The sequence below is a fragment of the Candidatus Persebacteraceae bacterium Df01 genome (assembly GCA_030386295.1).
In the GTDB taxonomy this organism is placed as follows: Bacteria; Pseudomonadota; Gammaproteobacteria; order Tethybacterales; family Persebacteraceae; genus Doriopsillibacter; species Doriopsillibacter californiensis.
In genome coordinates this window covers 334565-357572 of sequence record JANQAO010000001.1, presented here as the reverse complement: position 1 = coordinate 357572, position 23008 = coordinate 334565, and the positions used below count along the sequence as shown (strand labels likewise).

The window sequence follows — 23008 nt, the reverse complement described above, 5'->3', positions numbered from 1 at the left end:
TAATCTATTAAATTATGAAATATTTTCCGTTTTTCTTTGACATGAATGGTCGCCGTACGCTCATTGTCGGAGGAGGCGAGGTTGCCGCAAGAAAATCTGAGTTACTCATTCAGGCAGGTGCGCAACCTTTTGTTGTGGCACCGACAATCATTCCGAAGTTAACTGAAGCCGTACACGCAGCAGGCGGGAGCACATGTCAACGTCAATATGTAGCGACAGACATGAAAGATTGCTCTATTGTGATATCAGCTACCGATGATGAAGCACTCAACCAACAGGTATTTTCTGATGCAAGGGCACAACGTATACCAGTTAACGTAGTAGATAACCCTGCATTATGCGATTTCATTTTCCCCGCTATTATTGACCGCTCGCCGTTAACGGTGGCCGTGTCCTCATCGGGAGCCTCTCCTGTTCTAGCACGACGGATACGTGCGCGTATAGAAGAAATGCTACCCGCAAATATTGGACGATTAGCAATATTTTGTCGCCGTTTTCGCGATACCGTTAAAGTAGCTTTACCCGCCACACGCCGGCGATTATTTTGGGAAAAATTTCTAGACGGCACAGCGGCGGAAGCAATACTCACTGGCAATGAGACAGACGGGGAAAAACAACTACAGAAAGAGTTAGAGCATTTCTCTCGCCGGCATGTTTCCAAAGGCACAGTGTACCTTATCGGCGCCGGCCCAGGAGATCCGGATTTGCTGACTTTTCGTGCCCACCGCTTGCTACAGCAAGCTGATGTGGTTATCTATGATCGGTTGGTATCACCAGCAATATTAGATTTAGCACGACGCGACGCAAAAAAAATATTTGTTGGCAAACAACGTAACTATTGCACTTCAACGCAAGAGGAAATTAATACGCTGCTCAATCACTATGCACAACACGGGCAATGTGTAGCCCGTCTTAAAGGCGGAGATCCGTTTATTTTTGGCCGAGGAGGCGAAGAACTACTAGCGTTGCACGCTGCCGGCATTGAGGTAGAAGTAGTAGCAGGAATTACTGCGGCCAGCGGCTGCGCCGCCGCCGCCGGCATTCCGCTGACACACCGGCAGTGCGCACACGGAGTTCGTTTTGCCACCGCCTATCAGCGCGGCATGGATGATAGCGCCCATTGGCAACGTCTGGCCGAAGATAAAAATTGCACCTTAGTGTTTTATATGAGCGGCACTAACTTGGCATCGATAGCGAAAAAATTAATCCATAGTGGCCGCTCACCGAATACGCCAGTTGCGGTCATTTGCGCCGGTTCCACACCAGCACAAAGAATTATCACAGGGAAATTAGACAATATTAACCAGCGTACACATGCACTATTGACATCACCGACGCTAATTATCATTGGTGACGTAGTCGCCTTACATCAAGCATCAGAAAATAATTCCCATCTTCCCTCCTCTTTTGCTTACAGAAATAATCATGCTATCTTCAAAACATTTGCAAACGGTTGAACACCTCACTGGCCAGCTTAATTCTGACCAGCTAGCATGGTTAAGCGGCTATTTGGCTGGCATCCATAAACACTCCAGCACGACGCTGATCACACCAGACGTCACGACAACACAGACTGCCGACACGCCAGTGGTAACCGTGCTCTACGGCTCCCAAAGCGGAAATGGCAAAACAATAGCTGACGAACTGGTGACCACTATCAACGCCCGTGGCTTAAAAGCAATAGCCTTTTCTTCAATAGATTACAAAACTGCACGCCTCAAAAAAGAACGATTTTTATTGGTCGTTATCAGCACGCACGGTGAAGGAGAACCACCGGACGCGGCAACCGCTTTCTATACCTTTTTGCATAGCGCGCGCGCTCCTGAGCTTCCTGATTTGCGTTACTCAGTGCTAGCACTAGGCGATAGCAGTTATGAGTTTTTCTGCCAAACTGGTCGTGATATCGACGCTCGCCTCTCTGCACTAGGAGCTTCACCACTGACCAAGCGTGTGGAATGTGATGCGGACTTCGAACGTGAGGCAACCTTATGGAAAAAAGAAATTACAGAAGCACTTATCCAAACAACGACACCAACCGCACTACCAAACAGCAGTGCTGATGTACTTACTTTAGAGCAGTCACAATGCATCATTGCTCCCGTATCTGCCTATGATAGGCAGCATCCATTTTCCTCACCTTTATTGGAAAATATCCTGCTCACATCACCGTCACGCCAGACACGTCATTTAGAATTTTCCCTAGAAGGATCGGAACTTCGCTTCACTCCTGGAGATTGCTTGGGAGTGTGGCCACGAAATCCGCAAGCATTGGCCGAACAGACCGCTGCCACATTGAAATTAAATTGGGACGCTGTCGTTATACTGGAAGATGAAAAGGCTACCGCTGCCCAATGGCTACAACAACGGCTAGAAATCACTTTTTTGACTCCAGCTGTATTGGCAAACTATCATACTATTGTCGGAGGAGATACCTTAGCAACACTAGTGAATGATCGCACGGCGGCACTGCGATATTTAAAAGGCCGATATCTACTGGATGTGTTGACTGATTTTCCACCTTCCACCGATGACGGCACAAAGGTATTAGGTTGCCTAAGACGCTTAACCCCACGACTGTATTCGCTGGCTTCCTCTCTGTTCGCCCGAGAAAACGAAGCACATATATTAATTGCACAGGAGCGTTATAGCGGTTTTGATGACAGCTCGCGCACTGGGGTATGTTCTGACCACCTGATACGCCTAACACCTGGAGATACTGCTCAAGTATTCATACAAAAAAACGATAATTTTCGCTTGCCAGCCAATGACAACACACCACTTATTATGATTAGCGCTGGCACCGGCGTGGCGCCTTTTCGTTCCTTTATGGAAGAACGTGAAGAACGCTGTGCTAAAGGTAAAAATTGGCTATTTTTTGGTGAACGCCGCCGCCGCGAAGATTTTTATTACCAAACCGAATGGCAGGAAAAAATAAAAAATGGAGCACTCAACAAATTGAGCGCCGCTTTCTCGCGCGACAACTCCCATAAAACGTATGTGCAAGACAAAATACGCGAGCAAGGCGAAGAATTTTGGAAATGGTTGAAAAGTGGCGCTTACGTTTATATTTGTGGCAGCGACTCACCAATGGCGAAGGATGTCCACCAAGTGCTGACAGACGTTATTGAAGAACACGGCGGTATATCAGGCAGTGATTATTTAGCACACCTACGCGAATCGGGAAGGTACCAACGCGATGTCTATTAAACTCCCTTCCCCTAAACAACCTGACGCGCTAGCAGAAAACCCATCTCCCGTAGAAATCATAAAAGATAGCAGTGATTATCTACGCGGCGATATTACCGACGGCCTTACCGACAATCTTACCGGAGCCATTGGCACGAGCGATCAAACGTTGATTAAATTTCACGGTATTTACCAACAAGATAATCGTGATGTGAGGATGGAGCGAGCAGCGCGCAAATTAGAACCGGATTATTCGTTTATGCTTCGCCTACGCATACCAGGGGGGCTCATTACTCCAGCGCAGTGGCTCGCTGTTAACAGCGTCGCCAACGAATTAACAGAAACCGGTAGTATTCGACTGACTACTCGGCAGACTCTACAATTTCACGGCATTCCCAAAGAAAATTTACGCTCACTTGTAGCCACTTGCGAGCATCGTTTACTAGATTCTATTGCTGCCTGCGGAGACGTTAATCGCAATGTTATGTGTACACCACATGCTGAACTATCGCCGACGCACACTGCAGCCTACGATATAGCAACAGCAATTAGCCGACGACTCTTACCTGCTACACGCGCCTATTACGAAATCTGGTTAGGAGAAGAAAACCTAACTGGCGGCATTACCGAAGAACCGCTTTACGGAAAGCACTATTTGCCGCGTAAGTTCAAAATTGGAATTGCCATACCGCCATCCAACGATATAGACGTCTATTCACAAGATATTGGTTTTGTCTCTGTAGTAAAAAATAACTCACTGCACGGCTTTAATATCATCATTGGAGGGGGGTTAGGCATGACTCACAGCGATACCCGTACTTACCCCCGCGTAGGCGATGATATCGGTTTTTGCACGCCTAAACAGGCAATTGATGTAGCTTGGCACCTCGTCGCTATTCAGCGCGACTATGGTAATCGCAGTGACCGTAAATTATCACGCTTCAAATATACAGTCGCGCGATTGGGAGCAGCGACTATAAAGGCCGAGCTGGACAAAAGGTTGGGATTTGCACTAGAGCCCTCAGTGCCAGTACAGTGGATGCACCGCGGTGATTATTTGGGCTGGCACCGACGGCCAGATGGAAAATGGGATTTGACGCTGTTCGTAGAGAATGGCCGCTTAGCGGCAGAAACATCACTTAAAAATGCCTTGTCTGAAGCGGCGGCGCTTGATTGTTGTTCGTTGCTAATAACTCCCAATCAGAACATCATGCTTATTAATATCGCCGACAGTGATCGTATCCGTGTAGAAGCGGTATTTTCCCGCCGTAAATTATCTATAGAAGATAACACAACATTGTCAGGATTACGTCGCAATGCTATGGCTTGCGTCTCCATGCCTACTTGTCCGCTAGCAATGGCTGAAGCTGAGCGCTATATGCCAACCTTGCTAACCCGTTTAGAAAACGAAGTGACCACACTTAATTTAAGACAGAACGACATAATCATCCGCATGACGGGCTGCCCTAATGGTTGTGCCCGCCCTTATTTAGGAGAAATCGGTTTAGTTGGCAAATCACCTGGACGCTACAACTTGTACTTAGGAGCCTCTTATGGCGGTGATCGTTTATCATCGTTAGTCGGTAAAAACCTTAATGAAGAAGGGATTGTTGCTTTCTTGCGCCCACTGCTTGAAAAGTACGCCAACCAACGGCAAGATGATGAACGATTTGGCGATTTTTTAGTCCGTACGGGTCATGTTAAAGCCCCGCAATGCGGGGCTGATTTTCATCCTTAAAATTTAATACCCCCAAATAATTAACCTGACTTTCTGTACAACCGTTCAAATAAAACAACTTCATTTTTTGGACAGTTCGGAAGTTTTGTTGCCGTGTTCTCCGTACGCAGAAACATGTCGCCTGCCAGAGGTGACTGTTATGAGTAATTTTATACGGCACAGGTCGGCAATGATAAACTCCGCTGCGCCATATCTTATGGATTCCTTTCTTAACTTGCTAAACCCTCACCAACGTGAAGCCGTTTGCCATAATGGCGAAGGCTTGTTGGTACTCGCAGGTGCAGGAACTGGCAAAACGCGAGTACTGACCAGCCGCATTGCTTGGCTTTTATCAGAAGGACACTGCCAGTCTCGCGATATCATGGCGGTAACTTTCACAAACAAAGCAGCAAAAGAAATGCGGGAGCGACTGGAAGTAATGGTAGCGTTTGGCTTTTCTGGCTTGACACTGGGAACTTTTCACGGCATCTGCCATCGGCTATTACGACGCCATGCCGTTGCTGCCGGAGTAGACAAAAATTTTCAAATTATGGACAGCAGCGACCAGTTGACCTTTATTCGCCGACTGTTGCGTGAAAAACAAGTTGATGAAAAAGAATTTCCGCCCACCGAGTGCCGTAGCTACATTAACGCTGCCAAAGAAAACGGAGTGCGCGCTGCCGCCGCGCCAGTACCACACAAGCGCGCTGCCGCTATGCGTGAGTTGTACAGCTGGTATGAAGAATCCTGCCGACGAGAGCACAAAGCAGATTTTGCCGAATTACTGTTGGCGGTGGTGGAATTGTTGCGCAAAGACGCCGATTTGCGCACTCACTATGCCCGCCGTTTTCTCCATATCTTGGTAGATGAATTTCAAGACACCAATGCTTTGCAATATGAGTGGCTAAAATTGTTGGATTCTGGCGACAATCACTTTTTCGCCGTGGGCGACGATGATCAATCTATTTACGCTTTTCGCGGTGCCGACCCGGGTAACATGCTACGGTTTCAAGAAGAATTACGCTCCAACACTATTGTCCGTTTAGAGCAAAATTACCGCTCTACTGGCAATATTTTGCATGCTGCCAATCGTCTTATTGCTACTAACCATAACCGCATTGGCAAGAATCTCAAAACCGATCAAGGCGGTGGTGCGCCAATCAATATTATTCGTGCGACAAAAGACATTGAAGAAGCAGCAAACATTGTCATCGCTACTAAGCAACTACTGGAGACGAACATGGTAGCAGACGAAGTCGCCGTGCTGTATCGCACCAATGCTCAAAGCCGCCTGCTGGAACAAGCAATGATTGAATACGCTATTCCTTACCGCATTTACGGCGGCACCCGTTTTTATGAGCGACTCGAAGTCAAACACGCGCTTGCCTACCTGCGCTTGATAGCAGGAGATGACCGTGATGCTTTAATACGTGTGATTAATATGCCGCCACGCGGCATCGGCACCCGAGCGATAGAAAAATTGCAAGAAACTGCAACCCAAATGGGCAGTAACCTGTTTGCCGCTCTGGAAGCAGTGCAGATTCCTAAAATTGGACAATTTGCCGCTCTATTACGGAAAATCCGCGCCTTGTATGCGAGCGGTGCTGATTTGCCAACATTAGCGCGGGCGGCGATAGAACAAAGCGGCCTGCTAGAGCATTATTCAGCCAAAACCGAAGATACCGAAAGAGCAGAAAATTTACGCGAATTCGTCAACGGCGCCGTGTTGTTTCAAACAAGCGAGACGGACAACGAAGACAATTCACCATTGTTACAATTCATCGCCAATGCCGTGCTGGAATCCGGCGAGGCTCAAGGAGCACCAAGCAACGCCGTCAATTTAATGACCATACACGCGGCTAAGGGATTAGAATTCATGCACGTTTTTGTCGCCGGTTTGGAAGAGGGCTTGTTTCCCACCTCACAAAGTTTAAATTCAATCAATACGGCAGCAATTGAAGAAGAACGCCGCCTTATGTATGTGGCCCTCACCCGTGCGCGCCGTGAATTATCTTTACACTATGCCGGCAGTCGACAAGTGTACGGTGAAACCAAATATCTGCCGCCATCACGTTTTTTGAATGAATTACCCGCAGACTGTCTGTCCACGGATGCGGTAGACACACTGGCTACGCCGGTTCCTTCAATTACTTCTGTGCCACAACCGTCTTTCCAACGCACACGACTGCCACGTCCACCAATGCCGACAGACGAAGACAACATACCAGACATGCGCTATCGCGCCGGCGACACCGTACTTCACCCGCGCTATGGCAAGGGCGTAGTGATTCGACGTCAAGGTAACGGCGATGATTTACAAGTGCAAGTAACATTCAAAAAATTGGGAATCAAGACATTCAAAGCCGCGCTAGCACCACTAAAAAAAATTAGCGGCTAATAGCTTTTTGTTTTTTTGTTGGCGAATGAGTTATATTTGCTTCCTGTTTCTTACGTCCTCTGAAAAAAATAAACTAATGAAATCAACAGCGGTGTCTTCATAATGCTCCCCACTATTTACGCCTCATGAATGCTACTACCATTTTGTCATTACTGCTGGCAGCGACGCTGATAGGAGTTGGCTGGCTATGGCGGCGCAATGGGCAGCTAAGCAAAAAAAACGGCCAGTTGCAAACTGATTTAGCCACATCACAAACGCGACTACAAAACGAAATTCAGCATCGCGAACAAAGTGAAGCAGCAGCAGCGGAATGGTACGAAAAATATGATCAAGGTCGTGAAGCGCAAGCGCAAGCGCAGACGACAGCAAGCAGTGCTGAAGCCAAAGCAGACGCCGCACAACAGCAGGTAGCACTACAAACAAACGAATTGACAGAATTGCGAGAGCGAGTGCATCAGGATACAGCGAAAATATCTCAGCTCAAAACGGAATTGGACAACGCTCGAACGCAGGAAAAAGAAAAAATTGATTTTCTCAGCGAAACAACAGAGCGAATGCAAATACAATTTAAAACCCTAGCACAGGGAGTGTTGGATGAGAAAAGTCGCGTTTTTGATAAACACAGCGAAAAAGCATTGGCGCCATTACGGGAAAAATTGGAACAATTTCGCCGCCGCGTGGATGAAATTTATGGGGAAGAAACTCGCGAACGGGCGGCACTAAAAAACGAAATTAAAAACTTACATGACAACGCCGTTAAAATCGGTGAAGACGCCACCAACCTAACGCGCGCACTCAAAGGCGACAAAAAAATACAAGGAGACTGGGGCGAGCTGACGCTGGCACGGTTGTTGGAAGAATCCGGTTTGCGTGAAGGCGAAAGCTATCGCACCCAAGAATCTTTTCGCGATGAAGACGGCAATTTGCAGCGCCCCGATGTCATTATCGATCTTCCAGAAAATCGACACTTAATTGTAGATTCCAAAGTGTCACTGGTGGACTATATGAACGCCGTTGCTACCGATAATGACAACGACCGCAATATCGCTATTGATCGCCACGTACAAGCAATACGCAGACATGTGGAAGATTTATCAAAACGGCATTATCAGCACATTAAAGACATTCGCACACCGGACTTTGTATTTATGTTTATGCCGCAAGAAGCGGCGTTTTTTGCCGCGCTCAACGCCGATCCGCAATTGTTTTCCGATGCCTACAACAAAAAAATTATTTTCTGCGCGCCAACCACTCTGTTAGCAACCTTGCGCACAGTAGAACGTATTTGGCAATTGGAGCGACAAAATAAAAATGCTGAAGATATCGCGCGGCGCGGCGGCGCCTTGTATGACAAACTGTGTGGTTTTGTGGAAGACATGGAAAAACTTGACAAAACGCTTACCGGTGCCCGCAACGCCTATGACGCAGCACTTGGCAAGCTAAGCAAAGGACAAGGAAACGTCATACGACAAGCCGAACAACTACGCGACATGGGAGTGCGCACGAAAAAACAATTACCCTCAAGTTTTGCTGAAGATGATGAAGGCACAGAAAAATTAAATTAATTTAGATGTAACTGATAACCTGATAGTCGGCTGGGTATTATTTTAGCCACTCGCAAAAGCAGGCACCGGTAAACAATTGCCACCGTTTAATGTACCGTTAAATGATGATTAATGGCACAAAAAGTTAACAACAATCACCAGACAATTTCCTTCCGGCGGTTCTAAAAAAATCACATCTTGAGATTCATCAATCCCCGCACCGCTTGTTGCAAATCAGCCGGTAGCACGACAAATTTGCCATTTTCGGAAGCACCCATAGAACGAATTGCTTCCACATAACGTTGCCCTAGCAAAAATGTTAGCGATAAGGACTCGTCATTGGTCGTTTCGCGCACCAACATAATTGCTTTTTTTGATGCTTCGGCCAATGCCACTTCGGCATCGGCATCACGCTTAGCCGATTCAAAGCGCCCCTCAGCTTCCAAAATAGCCGATTGCTTAGCACCCTCAGCGCGAGTTACCATCGCTTTGCGATCACGCTCCGCTGCTGCTTGCTGTTCCATAGCTTGCTGCATGGATTGCGATGGCTGAATGTCTTGAATTTCCACCGTTTTTAATGTAATACCCCAACCAGTCATGTCTTCGGCAATCATTCCCTGTAACCTAGCTTTGATATGCTCACGCGAAGACAACGCCTCGTCCAGCGTCATTTCGCCAATAATGGAACGTAACGCTGTTTGCACTAAATTGCGGACCGCAATGCGAAAATCCACTACACCGTACATACATGACACCGGATCGGTGATTTTAATAAACGACACAGCGTTGGTCATAATAACAGCATTGTCGGAAGTGATAACTTCTTGTTTGTCAATATCCAAAACAATGTCTTTGGTTATAACGCGGTAGGCCACACGATCAAATATTGGCACAATGAAAGAAAGCCCTGGAGACAAGGTACGCTGATAACGGCCAAAACGCTCCACTATCCATTCCTCTCCCTGCGACACTGTACGCACACCGTTGGCGACAAGCACCAACAGCAAAATAAAAAACCCAATATTGACAATAAGCATATTTTTATTCCTTTTCTTTAGCGACAACCACAGCATCATCACCGACATTGTCAGCCACCACTTTTTCGCCCGGGTGTAGCGGCTGCTGTGACACAAAATTCCACAAATCACGTCCACCAATAGGACGTTGTAGGCGCATCAAACCTTGTCCATCGTTAAATCGCACTACAATTCCAACACAACCAGGCAGTTCACGCTTGGCTTCCTCTATCAACCGTCGGCTGCGCTGCGGACGCAAAAAGAAAATCCACAGCCCCAAAAATATTAATGCAAATATGCCAAACGAAGCAATTTGTGCCGCCATCGACAATTCAGGAAAAAACACCAGCAATATTGCCACTGTCAACGCGCCAATACCAAACCAAATAATGTAGTAAACATTGATAAGTAATACATCAAGCGTCAGCAACAAGCTACCGACAATCGCCCAATGCCACCACAATAAATTAATATTTTCCATTACAATCCAGAGAGTTACCTTTTATTTACCTATTATTACACGATTTCAGATACACTTTATCCTCCAAATAAACACGCAACTGTTCTATCAATTAATAAAATTTCGCTCAATTATTTTTATCAAAAAACTAACCACATCATAAGATTTTTTATTGTACATTCCACGCTTGCCGCATCATACCAATACCTTGACCGCTGTGTTGCTGAGCAACGGCAATATCTGCCACCGTCATGCCACCTAAAGCATATACCGGCAATCCAGCAGTAGTCGCAAATTCAGCAAATCGCTCCCAACCTAAAGGTGTGGCTTTCACGTGAGTCAGTGTTTTGTTTACCGGTGATAACACAACAAAATCCAATCCTAATGTCACCGCCTTAGCAATGTCGGCCTCATGGTGGCACGATGCCGCCGCCCACAAAAAATCAGGGCGTCTATCACACACTGCCAGCTTACCAGAGCTCAAATGCACACCATCTGCTTGCACATCGCGCGCCAATTGCTCATCGTCATTAATTAACAACAGCGCTTGATGTGCTCGGCACAACGTCGCCGCTGTCGTTGCCAAGTGTCGCCGCCCCTCGGCAGAAATATTTTTATCACGTAATTGCACCAACTTCAGCCTATTCGCCAATGCCGCTTGCATGCGTTTTATCATTTCCTCCACACCAAAAATTTCCGCCGCCGTCACAGCGCACACCGATGGCAAAGACAACCATTTCCACAAGGACAGATTAGCCGGCAACAATGGTGACGGCGATTGGGCAAGCAGCGTCCATTGCCATTGCTGACCTTCGGCTGCATACGGAACGCCAGCATAAGCGCGCACATGAAAAAAATGCAACATAACATTACCATGTGGATATTGATGACGACGACGCAGCCACGGCTGTAATGTAGTGACAGTAATACCCAATTCTTCCTGCAACTCCCGACACAATGCTTGCGCAGGTGTTTCGCCGAACTGAATTTTTCCTCCGGGAAATTCCCAGTAACCAGAAAAAGTTTGCTGTGGGCGTCGCCGCTGCATCAACACTTCGTTATCACCGCGCCAAATGATGCCGACAGCGGCGTGCGTATCAGTCACTTTTAGCAGCACAGGCAATAGCAAAGTGGCGCGCCACACGCCCGCTCACGGAACCGCGACGGTCCGCCCACAACCGCGCCTCGCCCAACCGCGCCGCGGTCACAGCGACGCCATACTCGCCGAGCCAGTGGCGCACTAACTGTTCATATTCTTGCACTGTCGGCGCGCAAAACGGTATCCACAAACCAAACCGATCAGAAAGTGAAATTTTTTCTTCATTCGTTTCACCGGGATGAATTTCGTCACCTCCGGAATAACCTTCTAGATTTTCGTCATAGTTTTCTGAAATGAGATGGCGACGGTTAGACGTAGAATACACTCGCAAATTGTCAGTGCCGCTAAATCCGCCTTCAAGAGCGCTTTTGAGACGCTGAAACAAAGTGCTGGTGTTAGACCGACCGAATGACAAATCGTCGCAGTACAGTATGAATTTTTCCCGCCGCATCGCAAGTGCCGGCAAAATTGCTGGCAACTGCGCCAGCCCTGCTGCATCGCATTCAATTAAACGCAACCCACTATCAGCGTGACGAGAAAACACTCCTCGCACCACCGATGACTTGCCAGTACCGCGCGGCCCAGTCAGCAATACGTGACAGGATGGAGCACCACGCAAAAAACAACGAGTATTGGCGTCAACAAGCGCAATTTGCTTGTCCAGCCCACGCAATTTATCAAGCGACTCAAATTGTGGTCGTTCAATTGCAGTTAATCTTCCACCCAACGGCGCCGCTTCCCATCGCCAGCAGCAAGCATTATCAAAATCCTCCGCCCTCGGCGCAATTCCTTGCCGTTCCAATGCGATGGCGATACGCTCTAACACTACTGCAATGCGCGCTTCTTTCATTTCAACTGCGGTAGGCGGCGTTAATTTCAATATAGCGGGCGGTTAAATCGCAAGTTTTGAGCGTCGCCTCATAAGCACCTTTCCCCAAACCAATCACAATCATTATTTCATCCATCGCTAACACTGCTGCCGTTTTTTCTTCACAATATTCGGAATGTAGACCGCCATTGAAAAGTACCGGTGTGCTGTCGACATGCATAGTGACACAATCTGGCACAAAATTACCGCCGGCGTTACCAATAGCCATAAGAAACCGTCCGACATTAGCATCACCGGCCGCCAGTGCGGTTTTGACCAACGGCGAGCAGGCAACCGCGCGAGCAACACGCAAACACGTTTCTTTGTCACTCCCACCATACACGCGAATGGTGACGAGTTTGCTTGCACCTTCGCCGTCACGGACAATACATTCGGCCAAATGAGCGCAAACGCCGGCAATGGCATCACGCACGACGGTGTGATTGCCGTCTCCAGCTTTACCAGTGGCAATGAGCATAAATGAATCATTGGTAGACGTGTCACCATCTACACTGATGGCGTTAAAAGTGTCGTCAACAATGTCACGCTGCCACTGCGCCAATAACGGTGCCGGAATAGCGGCATCGGTGGCAACAAATGCCAGCATAGTCGCCATGTTGGGATGAATCATGCCTGAGCCTTTTGCAATACCGGTTACGGTAATCGTGTTACCGTTAATTTGCACTTGGCGGCTTATTCCTTTGGTCACCGTGTCGGTAGTCATAATGGCACTTGCAGCCGCCAGCCAGTTGTCATGAATTAATTTGCCAGCACAACGCTGTAAGCCGCGCGCATAATTTTCCATCGGCAGCGGTTCCATAATCACACCAGTAGAAAATGGCAAAATTTGCCGCGCCTCACAGCCCAACAAATTAGCAAGCAAGCGGCAAGATTCTTGGGCATCATGCAACCCTCGTCCCAAAGTGCCAGCATTGGCGATACCGGCATTAATTGCCAGACCGCGAATGTCGCCATTCGTCTTGTCCACACCCAAATGCGTACGGCAAACTTGCACCGGCGGTGCTGGATAGCGATTTTGCGTGAATACTCCGGAAACGGTCGCACCAGCGTCTATAGCCAACACGGTCAAATCATCACGATTTTTGGACTTAATCGCCCGCGTTGATGCCAAACGCACTCCAGCGATTGGTTCAAGAACTGACGGCGGTGAAAGATTAACCGCCATATTTGGTGCCCGGAGCCGGACTCGAACCGGCACGCCGTATGAGGGCAATGGATTTTAAGTCCATCGTGTCTACCTATTTCACCATCCGGGCAAGTACATTGGAGGCGGGAGTCGGAATCGAACCGGCGTACACGGCTTTGCAGGCCGCTGCATAACCACTCTGCCATCCCGCCTTAGCAACTGTGAGCGCATAAACATAAAATCTTTCGCGGACAAACATGGAGCGGGAGACGAGATTCGAACTCGCGACCTCAACCTTGGCAAGGTTGCGCTCTACCAGCTGAGCTACTCCCGCCGCGCGCAAATAATCAAAAACGAAATTATAAGTAATATCTACCTACTTGCACAAGCGCCAGTGTCTGACCGTCTTGACTAGCTGACTAACTGCCCGGTACCCAATTAGTCCCCGCCAGCGGCACACCGGCCATCGCCGCCGCCTCAACAGTAACTGCTGCTAAATCTTCGGGCTCTAAATTGTGTACATGTGATTTACCGTTGGCGCGTGCTAACGTTTGTGCTTCCATTGTCAACACGCGTAAATAGTTAGCCAGTCGTCGCCCTGCCGCTTCGGGATTAACTCGCTTCATCAACTCAGCATCCTGCGTAGTAATACCGGCAGGATCTGTGCCGTCTTGATAATCTTCCCAAAACCCAGCCGCCGACCCCAAAGCCTGATATTCTTCATCATACTGTGGCGCATTGTCACCAATAGCAATAAGTGCCGCTGTACCGACAGAAACTGCATCTGCTCCCATTGCCAGTGCTTTAGCCACATCGGAACCGGAACGAATGCCGCCAGCGACAACCAATTGTACCGTGCGATGCATGTTCGCTTCTTTGAGCGCCGCTACTGCCTGCCGTACTGCCGCCAAAGTGGGAATCCCCACGTGCTCTATAAACACTTCCTGTGTTGCCGCTGTGCCACCTTGCATACCGTCCATCACTACCACGTCAGCGCCCGCTTTGACCGCCAGTAGCGTGTCGTAATAGGGGCGGGACGCGCCACACTTAACATAAATCGGTTTTTCCCACGCAGTAATCTCACGCAATTCTCTAATTTTAATAGCCAAATCGTCCGGTCCGGTCCAATCAGGATGACGGCAAGCCGAACGTTGGTCAATACCTTCCGGCAAGTCACGCATTTGTGCCACGCGCGCGCTAATTTTTTGCCCCAGCAACATGCCACCCCCACCGGGCTTGGCACCTTGACCCACAACTACCTCAATAGCATCGGCACGGCGCAAGTCATCTGGATTCATGCCGTAGCGCGACGGTAAATATTGATACACCAATATTTGTGAATGCTCTCGCTCTTCCGTAGTCATACCACCATCGCCGGTGGTGGTAGAAGTACCCATCGCGCTAGCACCACGCCCCAATGCTTCTTTGGCGTTGGCTGATAGAGAGCCAAAACTCATGCCGGCGATAGTAATTGGGATTTTTAAGCGCACCGGCTTTTTGGCGTAGCGCGCTCCCAACGTGACTTCAGTACCGCAATGCTCACGATATCCTTCCAACGGATAGCGCGACATAGATGCACCCAAAAACACTAAATCATCAAAAGATGGAACTGCCCGTTTTGCCCCGCCACCGCGAATGCGATACAACCCTGTTTTTGCCGCCCGCCGAATGTCGTCAATAATTCGACGATTAAATGTGTGCGATTCTTTAAGTGACCAATTATCTGACATATTATTTTAGTATGCGCCTGCGTTATCAATATTGAAATGATATAGTTGGCGCACCGAACCATAGCGTTTAAAATCATCAAGATTAACTTCTGGTGCTCCTGCGGCGGCAAGCAACTCACGCAATTCATCTCGGTGTTCATCTCGCATGTCTTTTTGCACACAATCCGCCCCCAACTTATCAGCCTTGCCACGCACGTAAATGCGCGCTTCGTAAATAGAATCACCCAGTGCTTCACCAGCATCGCCAAACACCACCAGTCGTCCGCGCTGCGCCATAAACATACTCATGTGCCCGACATCGCCAAACACCACAATATCCGCCCCTTTCAGCGAAATACCACATCGTGCCGCCGCATTACCTTCTACCACCAACAAACCGCCGTGCGCGGTCGCACCTGCCGATTGGCTTGCATCGCCCGTCACCCGCACGGTTCCCGACATCATATTTTCGGCAACACCGGCGCCTGCATTACCCTCAATGATGACGGTTGCTTGTTTGTTCATACCAGCGCAATAATAACCAACGTGCCCCGCAATGCGCACAGTCAACGGCGCATTCAAACCACACGCCAGCGTATGAGCGCCTTGCGGACGCAAAATACGAAAATCAGTCACCTTTTCTGGGGCTTGTAACCGACGATTAATGGCGGATAAATCATCCAGTTCCAGCTCCAATATTCCCGACGTAGCGTTCACGCTGCTTGTCCTTCCCAACTGTACACCACTGCCGGTTCTGGCTCCCACAGCTTGGCACTATCGATATTTGGTAAGCTAGAAAGCGCGCGAAATTCGGAACCAAAAGCCACATAATCGTCTGTTTCGGCGAGCACTGCGGGCTTACAGGCAATGGGATCACGCAAAACGGCAAAGCCGCCGCCGGTGCCAGCGACAAAAGTAAAAAAGCCATCCAAATCATTTAAGCTGTCTTCCAGTGCCTGATGCAAGCTTCTTCCTGCCTGCAGTCGGCTGGCGATATAAGCAGCACCCACTTCGGTGTCATTTTCTGTTTTAAAAACAACGCCTTCATGCGCGGTTAATTTTTCGCGTAATCGGTTATGATTAGAGAGCGATCCGTTATGCACCAAACACAAATCATAACCGGTAGAAAACGGATGTGAGCCAGCAGTAGTAACGGCACTTTCCGTCGCCATGCGAGTGTGACCAATGGCGTGTGTTCCCGCCATGCCGGCAACACCAAAAGACTCGCATACGTGCGCCGGCAAGCCGGTCTCTTTGTAAATTTCTATTACATCGCCAACGCCTACAATGTCAATTTGCGGGCAATCTGCGCGTAAAAAATCCGCCAATGCTACAGCATCTGCCGTTTTTAATACCGTGTGAGAGCCACGCTGTCGCACGACAATTTCGGCACCGATTTGCGCTTGCGCACGGGCGACTAACACAGCCCAATCAAAAGCCGCATCCGGGTGGACGCAAGTAACTTTACCGCCATCTGCTGTGTGGGCATGATACACCGCTACACCAGCACTATCGGGGCCGCGATCAGTCATTTCAATTAGCATAGGTGAGAATAGTGCACCCAGCTGTTGTCGCCATGTTTCGTTTTTTAAGAATAACCCAACAATACCGCACATCGTTATGCCGCCCCAAAGCCTCCTCCCGGCAACTCCCGGAAGGAAAAAATTACGTATCCCACGATGTCAGTAGCGGTCTATTGAGCGCGAAACAGCATCCGGCGTCGCACTTGCGATGTCTTCGGCAATTTCGCGGTTTTCACTTTTAATTTGTACGACGTGCCAGCCAATCCAAAATGCCACGCCGATGATGGTCATTAGCACTTCAGAGCCCTGAAATGGATAAATCGCACCAACTTCAGCTAAATCTACCGCCCAACTATCATATCCAATTGTTGACATGTTATGTGTCCTTTCCTATAAAAACTATGATTATTTTGCTGCTTCGTCGTGATCAGCTCGCTTAATTTCGTCCACTGCCTGCTGATAAGCCGCTTCTGAGGAAAAATCAAGTCCCATGATTTCAATTTCACGCGGCACCCGCAACATTCCAAAAGAAGCTAATATTTTAGACACTATAAAAGCAGGTAAGAAGCCCAGCACAAAAAACATAATAATGGCGCCCAAAAATTGCCCCAAAGGATTAATCGTAGCATAGCCCTCATAAGGTGAGGACGGCGCCCCCCAAAGCAAAAAGCCGGCGATGATCAATCCGATGAATCCGGCATAACCGTGTACCGCTACAGCACCGACCGCATCATCTATTTTGTATTTGCGCTCCACCCAATAGTGCATCTTGTAGGCGATAACCACACCAATGGCGGCGACAATCATCGCTTGAATGGGATGATACAAGTCGTTGCCAGCGGATGCAGTAATAACGCCGGCAAGTCCGCCGGAATAAGTCCAAAAAGCATCGCCCTTGGAAACGCAATAAGCAGCCATCAAACCACCCGACAACGACATGAGAAAATTGAAAGTAATCGCGCCCAAAGTAGTTGGTGCTAAATAGATATTGGTTGCTGTCCACGTTGTACCCGTAACTTCACCACCAATGCCTTCGGGAGAGATAAGCGGTACATTACACGCTGCATAAAATCCCCAAAAACCAGTGTAAATCAAAAATAGTCCCACCGTGGCGAACCAAGTATTATGTGGCGGAATATCGCGCGGTGTCCCATCGGCGCTAAATTTCCCGATACGCGGACCAAGTACAACTAGCACGCCCAGTGCAAAACCACCGGCAATGGCGTGAATCACTCCAGACGCATAAGCATCGTGATAGCCTAGAAGTTTAACCATCCAACCGTTAGCACTCCAGCCCCATGCGGCATCAATAATCCACATCACAGAGCCAATGAGCACCGCTAAAATCCAAAAGGCACCAGATCGAATACGTTCAATTACAGAACCGGAAACAATGGATGCTGCTGTCCACGAAAACAGCAAAAATGCTGCCCAAAACACGCCCGTAATACGGTCACCCAGGTGGGCGGACATGTTCTCAGACCACGGCGCATTTGCTGCCGCCGCATCCCACTCCACGCCACCGGTAATAAAAGGACCATTAGGAAAAGCCCAGTATATCCACCAACCAAAGAAGAAAAAGGTAATAGTTATGAGTGGAATAAGCATGGTGTTTTTCATCAAAGTGTGCGCGTGATTACGCCGCCGTGATGCTCCCACCTCGTACATGCAAAATCCGACATGAATTAAAAACATAAAAACCACCGTCACCCAGTAATAAAACTCGGTAAATACGGTTGTCAGTGCATTAATATTAGAATCCATACTGCCTCTCTCTTTCTAAATAAAAAATTATTTGTTAACAATCTAGTGTGTTCTGTCGTTCCCAGTCGGACAAGTGGCGGTTGTATTCATTCCACTCTTCCATTTTGAGTTTGACATAACTAGCAATTACGTCTTTATTAAAAGCACTGCTCAAAACCTTGCTTTGTTTTAAGTTGCGCAAGGCGTCCAGCAAATTTAATGGTAATTGGCGAGCATTTTTTACTTTGTGTCCTTCGGTATACATATTAATATTAAGTTTTTTGCCTGGATTGCGGTCATTTTCCACGCCGTCTAACCCCGCAGCAATGAGTCCCGCTTGGAGAAGATACGGATTGACAGCACCATCCATCAGGCGAAATTCAAAACGCCCAGCGTCGGGAATGCGTACCATGTGAGTACGATTGTTGCCGCTATAAGTAATACTAGTCGGCGCCCACGTAGCACCAGATAACGTACGCGGCGCATTAATACGTTTGTATGAATTCACCGTCGGATTGAACCAACCACACAAAGCTGAAGCCGAGTGCATCACACCGCCCAAAAATTGATAAGCCATCGGTGACAATCCCTCTTCGTCAGAACCAGCAAAATGATTGATTTTGCCTTTTTTGTCCCACACCGACATATGACAGTGGCAACCGTTGCCGGTAAGATTAATAAAAGGTTTAGGCATAAAGGTTGCACGTAAACCATGATTTTCGGCGACAGATTTCACCATAAATTTAAAAAAAACGTGCCGGTCAGCGGTCACTAGAGCATCATCATAATCCCAATTCATCTCAAATTGACCGTTAGCGTCCTCGTGATCGTTTTGGTAGGGACCCCAGCCCAAATCCAGCATGGCATCACATATTTCTTTAATCACGTCATAACGCCGCATCAACGCTGACGAGTCGTAACAGGGTTTTTTCTGTGTGTCGCGAGAATCAGCAAGCGCCGTACCATCAGCATTGACAAGAAAATATTCACATTCCACTCCGCTCATAGGACGCCAATTTTTGGCAGCAGCACGCTTGAGCTGGTTTTTAAGCATTACCCGCGGCGAGGCGACAACTTCTCTTCCTGCCATCCACAAATCCGCCGCCAGCCAGCCAACCTCGGGTTTCCACGGCAGCTGAATCAATGAGGCTGGATCGGGAAGGGCAAACATATCGGGATGAGCCGGTGTCATATCCAGCCAACTAGCAAAGCCTGCAAAACCAGCTCCATTTTTTTGCATATCGGCAATGGCGGCCGCTGGCGCAAGCTTGGAGCGCGCAACGCCAAACATATCAGTAAAACCAATTAAGAAATATTTAATACCACGGCTTTTAGCCTGCTGAGCCAGATCGATTACTCTCTCCTGAATCATCTGTTTTGCCACAAATCTCTCCTCTCTTGGCATTACATTTATTCGGGTTATATCACATTTTCATAAAATTCCACCTGAAAACCAAAAAACATTTCCGTAAAATTCAATTTAATTGAACTTAATTTAAATTAAATTGCTGCAGTTATTTTTCTTGTCCAACCACCTTGCTTTTTACAAAAAAACTCGGCTTTATAAATCAATAACTAACAGGCTCTCTGAAGCAACTATAAAAATAACTCCACGTACAAAACTATTCGCTATTCTAAACCAAGAAATTCAGCGTATTCATAAGCTGAGCGGGTGCAAATGCTATTAAAATAACATTATGCTATCGGACGTATTCCCGCCGGCCAACGCGATGCAATCTTTGCATAATGCCGGCATTTTTCGTCCAATAGATATGCTGCTGCATTTTCCGCTACGCTACGAAGATTGGCAAACGCCGCTTCCGATAGCACACTTGCGTAACGGCGAAACCGCACTAGTAGCAGGAGAAATAACTGATGCTCGCGAACTTGGCCGCCGAGGTGGACGGCGACAATTACTGGTGGTATTGTGTGATGAAGCGGGAGACCTTTTAACGCTGCGCTTTTTTCATGTCACACCAGCCTTGTCTCGCTCCATGACCGTAGGGCGACAACTGCGCGTGCGAGGAGCACCACGTCGCACCGCCGGCTGGGAAATGGCGCATCCGCAAATTCAATCCGCAGCCGCAACCGCTGGCATCATGTCAATGTATCCGGCGCTGGGAAAATTATCACAGCCGCTCTTGCGGCAACTGGTTCCGCAGGCATTGGCGGCAACAGAATGGCGTGAAACCGTTCCTACCGCTTGGCGTAATTTTACTGGCGGCGAATGGACAACAAAAGATGCTTTTGCTGTAATACATCAGCCGTCGCCAAAAGACGTTACCTCCATACAAAAAAGAGAACACCCAGTCTGGCAGCGACTGCGGTTTGATGAATTGCTAGCGCATCAAATTATATTGCGGGCACAATACCGCCGAAATCGCTGCCGCCGTGCACCAGCGCTAAAACCGCCATCAGAATGGGACGCCCCTTTACGTGAAGCATTGCCGTTTACGCTCACCAGCGCACAACAAAAAGCTATCAGTGAAGTTTGCGATGACATTTTCCAAGAGCGCCCGATGCGGCGCTTGCTACAAGGCGATGTTGGTAGCGGCAAGACGGTAGTAGCCGCTTTTGCATGTTTGGCTGCAGCAAAAAGCGGCTTTACCGCAGTACTGCTGGCGCCGACGGAAATTTTAGCAGTCCAACATTACACAACGCTGTCATCACTTTTCGCAACCGCTGGTGTGCAATGCGAGTTATTGACCGGCGCAGTGCGCGGTAAAAAAAGGCGTGAAGCAATGTCACGGTTGCGTTTTGGGCTTTCACAAGTGGCAGTAGGGACTCACGCGTTGTTTCAAGAAGACACCAACATTGAGCGATTAGGCGTGTTGATAATTGATGAACAACACCGTTTTGGTGTAGCACAACGTAGCGCTATTGCGGTCCGCCAGTCGGGCGCTTTACACCAATTAATGATGAGCGCCACACCTATTCCCCGAACGCTAGCAATGAGCATCTTTGCCGATATGGATATCAGCGTGCTGGACGAAAAACCCGCAGGCAGACGCCCAGTGAGCACTTACTTAACAAACCGAGGACGTCGCCATGAGGTGCTAGTACGGGTAGCACAACAAGTTAAAAATGGCGGCGGCGTTTATTGGGTATGTCCGCTTATTGTCGAATCGGAAGTATCGGATTTGCAAGACGTTTCCACTTGGCTGGAAGAAGTCCGCGATAGGCATCCCGAACTTTGTCCGGAAATATTACACGGTCGCATGAAAGCAGAAGAAAAATTAGCAGTGATTGAACGTTTTCGCCAAGGAGAAACGCGCATGTTGATTGCCACTACCGTCATAGAAGTGGGCGTGGATGTGCCGCAGGCAGATATTATGGTGATTGACCACGCCGAACGCATGGGTTTATCGCAATTGCATCAGCTACGCGGTCGTGTCGGACGCGGTGGGCAAGACGGCGTATGTATGTTACTGTATGCGGAAGAATTATCTGACACGGCATTGGCGCGGCTTAAAATATTACGCGCTACTGATGACGGATTTAAAATTGCGCAGAAAGATTTATTGTTACGTGGTCCGGGAGAATGGCTGGGAACACGACAAAGTGGCTTACCAGCACTGCGTGTGGCAAGGCTTAACGAAGACTTAAAATTGATCGCCGCCGCCGGCAAGGCTGCCACTTGGATGTTGGAACATGACCGCAACGGCTGCGCTCACCACGTACGCCGCTGGCTAGGTGGACGACGTAAAACAGCTCCTTAAAATTTCATTCATAGCACCGTTGAAACATCTTCACGCACCGACAGGTATTGCTTTTATTTCCACAACACCAATAATAAAGCGATAACGATTAACACCGTTAACATGATGCGCACAGTCTTGTCGGAAGAACGACGCAACATGCGGCTGGCAAAAGGAATCGCCAGCAAAGATCCCGCCGACATAGTAAGCGCCATAGGATAATTAATTTGCCCACCTTTCGCGTACACCAATGCCGTTACTAACGACAATGCCAGCGCAATAATGACGGAAGAACCCACCACTCGTTTGGGTGACTCAGCAGACAATAAAAATAACGCCGGCACAATCAGCACACCACCACCAATGCCCGTTGCGCCCATTACCAGCCCAATAAAAAACCCGGCAGCAATTAACAGCGGCAACGATGACACCGCCGCCGACTTAGGTTTGAACTGTGCCGCCAGTAAAGAAAACGCAATAACCATCGCCACTACATAGCGCAAAATTTCCTGCATTCGTGGTGCTGATTCGGCAACATTAGAATAATAATTAACTGCCGCAGCGGTGATTAATACTCCCGGAATAGCTGATAGGCTAATGATAACGGCCAACCGCCCACTTACATTGCGAATGCGAATATGTTCTATGCCGGCCATAACTTTAGTCAACGTTGCATAAACGCTAGCGGTGCCAATAGCTACCGACAACGGCAATCCAAAAAAAGCGACAATGACTGGAATCACCAATACGCCACCGCCAACACCGCTGTAAAAAATTAAAAATCCGATTATGATTCCACACAGTAAATGCGGTAGCGCACCAACGACAAACTCTTCCATTAATATGCCATTATCATGTTAAATAATGATTCTAACACTAGCAAAAAATACGTTGTAAGAC

18 protein-coding genes and 3 tRNA genes are annotated in these 23008 nt (G+C 48.3%); 6 read left to right on the top strand and 15 right to left on the bottom strand.

The window, feature by feature from the left end:
- Nucleotides 1-14: 14 nt before the first annotated feature.
- The 5 genes from cysG to rmuC all read left to right on the top strand — a co-directional run bounded on the left by cysG (nucleotide 15) and on the right by rmuC (nucleotide 8866).
- A complete protein-coding gene (gene cysG, locus NQX30_01780; protein ID MDM5147111.1) occupies nucleotides 15-1457 on the top strand; it encodes a siroheme synthase CysG in 1443 nt (480 codons plus the stop codon).
- On the top strand, nucleotides 1426-3207 hold the full coding sequence (locus NQX30_01775; protein MDM5147110.1) for a flavodoxin domain-containing protein: 1782 nt from the start codon (nucleotides 1426-1428) through the stop codon (nucleotides 3205-3207). Before cysG ends, NQX30_01775 begins: the two co-directional genes overlap by 32 nt.
- On the top strand, nucleotides 3197-4924 hold the full coding sequence (locus NQX30_01770; protein ID MDM5147109.1) for an NADPH-dependent assimilatory sulfite reductase hemoprotein subunit: 1728 nt from the start codon (nucleotides 3197-3199) through the stop codon (nucleotides 4922-4924). Before NQX30_01775 ends, NQX30_01770 begins: the two co-directional genes overlap by 11 nt.
- 169 nt (nucleotides 4925-5093) lie before the next feature.
- A complete protein-coding gene (locus NQX30_01765; GenBank protein ID MDM5147108.1) occupies nucleotides 5094-7301 on the top strand; it encodes an exodeoxyribonuclease V subunit gamma in 2208 nt (735 codons plus the stop codon).
- 125 nt (nucleotides 7302-7426) lie between these two features.
- Nucleotides 7427-8866, top strand: a complete 1440-nt coding sequence (gene rmuC / locus NQX30_01760) for a DNA recombination protein RmuC (GenBank protein ID MDM5147107.1) — start codon at nucleotides 7427-7429, stop codon at nucleotides 8864-8866.
- Nucleotides 8867-9036: 170 nt separating this feature from the next.
- Here rmuC and NQX30_01755 read toward each other — a convergent pair whose 3' ends face one another.
- The 14 genes from NQX30_01755 to glnT all read right to left on the bottom strand — a co-directional run bounded on the left by NQX30_01755 (nucleotide 9037) and on the right by glnT (nucleotide 19782).
- The gene (locus tag NQX30_01755) at nucleotides 9037-9882 is read right to left on the bottom strand and encodes an SPFH/Band 7/PHB domain protein (protein ID MDM5147106.1); all 846 of its coding nucleotides are present in this window, start codon (nucleotides 9880-9882) and stop codon (nucleotides 9037-9039) included.
- A 4-nt stretch (nucleotides 9883-9886) separates the two neighbouring features.
- Nucleotides 9887-10342, bottom strand: coding sequence for a hypothetical protein (locus NQX30_01750; protein MDM5147105.1), 456 nt, complete (start codon nucleotides 10340-10342; stop codon nucleotides 9887-9889).
- A 148-nt stretch (nucleotides 10343-10490) separates the two neighbouring features.
- Nucleotides 10491-11426: a Nudix family hydrolase gene (locus NQX30_01745; protein ID MDM5147104.1), complete on the bottom strand. Its 936-nt coding sequence runs from the start codon at nucleotides 11424-11426 to the stop codon at nucleotides 10491-10493.
- Nucleotides 11419-12270, bottom strand: coding sequence for an ATP-binding protein (locus NQX30_01740; protein ID MDM5147103.1), 852 nt, complete (start codon nucleotides 12268-12270; stop codon nucleotides 11419-11421). Before NQX30_01740 ends, NQX30_01745 begins: the two co-directional genes overlap by 8 nt.
- 1 nt (nucleotide 12271) lies before the next feature.
- Nucleotides 12272-13474 carry a bifunctional glutamate N-acetyltransferase/amino-acid acetyltransferase ArgJ gene (gene argJ / locus NQX30_01735; GenBank protein ID MDM5147102.1) on the bottom strand — a complete coding sequence of 401 codons (1203 nt, stop codon included), beginning with the start codon at nucleotides 13472-13474 and terminating at the stop codon, nucleotides 12272-12274.
- A 3-nt stretch (nucleotides 13475-13477) separates the two neighbouring features.
- Nucleotides 13478-13565 (bottom strand) — tRNA-Leu (locus NQX30_01730).
- 8 nt (nucleotides 13566-13573) lie between these two features.
- Nucleotides 13574-13647: transfer RNA gene (locus NQX30_01725), tRNA-Cys, on the bottom strand.
- Between the two features lie 46 nt (nucleotides 13648-13693).
- A tRNA-Gly gene (locus NQX30_01720) sits at nucleotides 13694-13769 on the bottom strand.
- An 85-nt stretch (nucleotides 13770-13854) separates the two neighbouring features.
- Nucleotides 13855-15165: an FMN-binding glutamate synthase family protein gene (locus tag NQX30_01715; GenBank protein MDM5147101.1), complete on the bottom strand. Its 1311-nt coding sequence runs from the start codon at nucleotides 15163-15165 to the stop codon at nucleotides 13855-13857.
- Between the two features lie 6 nt (nucleotides 15166-15171).
- Nucleotides 15172-15810, bottom strand: coding sequence for a hypothetical protein (locus NQX30_01710; protein ID MDM5147100.1), 639 nt, complete (start codon nucleotides 15808-15810; stop codon nucleotides 15172-15174).
- A 47-nt stretch (nucleotides 15811-15857) separates the two neighbouring features.
- Nucleotides 15858-16760: an amidophosphoribosyltransferase gene (locus NQX30_01705; protein ID MDM5147099.1), complete on the bottom strand. Its 903-nt coding sequence runs from the start codon at nucleotides 16758-16760 to the stop codon at nucleotides 15858-15860.
- Between the two features lie 66 nt (nucleotides 16761-16826).
- Nucleotides 16827-17042: a hypothetical protein gene (locus tag NQX30_01700; GenBank protein ID MDM5147098.1), complete on the bottom strand. Its 216-nt coding sequence runs from the start codon at nucleotides 17040-17042 to the stop codon at nucleotides 16827-16829.
- A 30-nt stretch (nucleotides 17043-17072) separates the two neighbouring features.
- Nucleotides 17073-18431: an ammonium transporter gene (locus NQX30_01695; GenBank protein ID MDM5147097.1), complete on the bottom strand. Its 1359-nt coding sequence runs from the start codon at nucleotides 18429-18431 to the stop codon at nucleotides 17073-17075.
- A 34-nt stretch (nucleotides 18432-18465) separates the two neighbouring features.
- The gene (gene glnT, locus NQX30_01690; GenBank protein MDM5147096.1) at nucleotides 18466-19782 is read right to left on the bottom strand and encodes a type III glutamate--ammonia ligase; all 1317 of its coding nucleotides are present in this window, start codon (nucleotides 19780-19782) and stop codon (nucleotides 18466-18468) included.
- A 358-nt stretch (nucleotides 19783-20140) separates the two neighbouring features.
- On the opposite strand from glnT, the gene NQX30_01685 reads away from it, so the two are divergent.
- A complete protein-coding gene (locus NQX30_01685; protein ID MDM5147095.1) occupies nucleotides 20141-22129 on the top strand; it encodes an ATP-dependent DNA helicase RecG in 1989 nt (662 codons plus the stop codon).
- A 53-nt stretch (nucleotides 22130-22182) separates the two neighbouring features.
- Here NQX30_01685 and NQX30_01680 read toward each other — a convergent pair whose 3' ends face one another.
- Nucleotides 22183-22947, bottom strand: a complete 765-nt coding sequence (locus NQX30_01680; protein MDM5147094.1) for a sulfite exporter TauE/SafE family protein — start codon at nucleotides 22945-22947, stop codon at nucleotides 22183-22185.
- Between the last annotated feature and the right edge of the window lie 61 nt (nucleotides 22948-23008).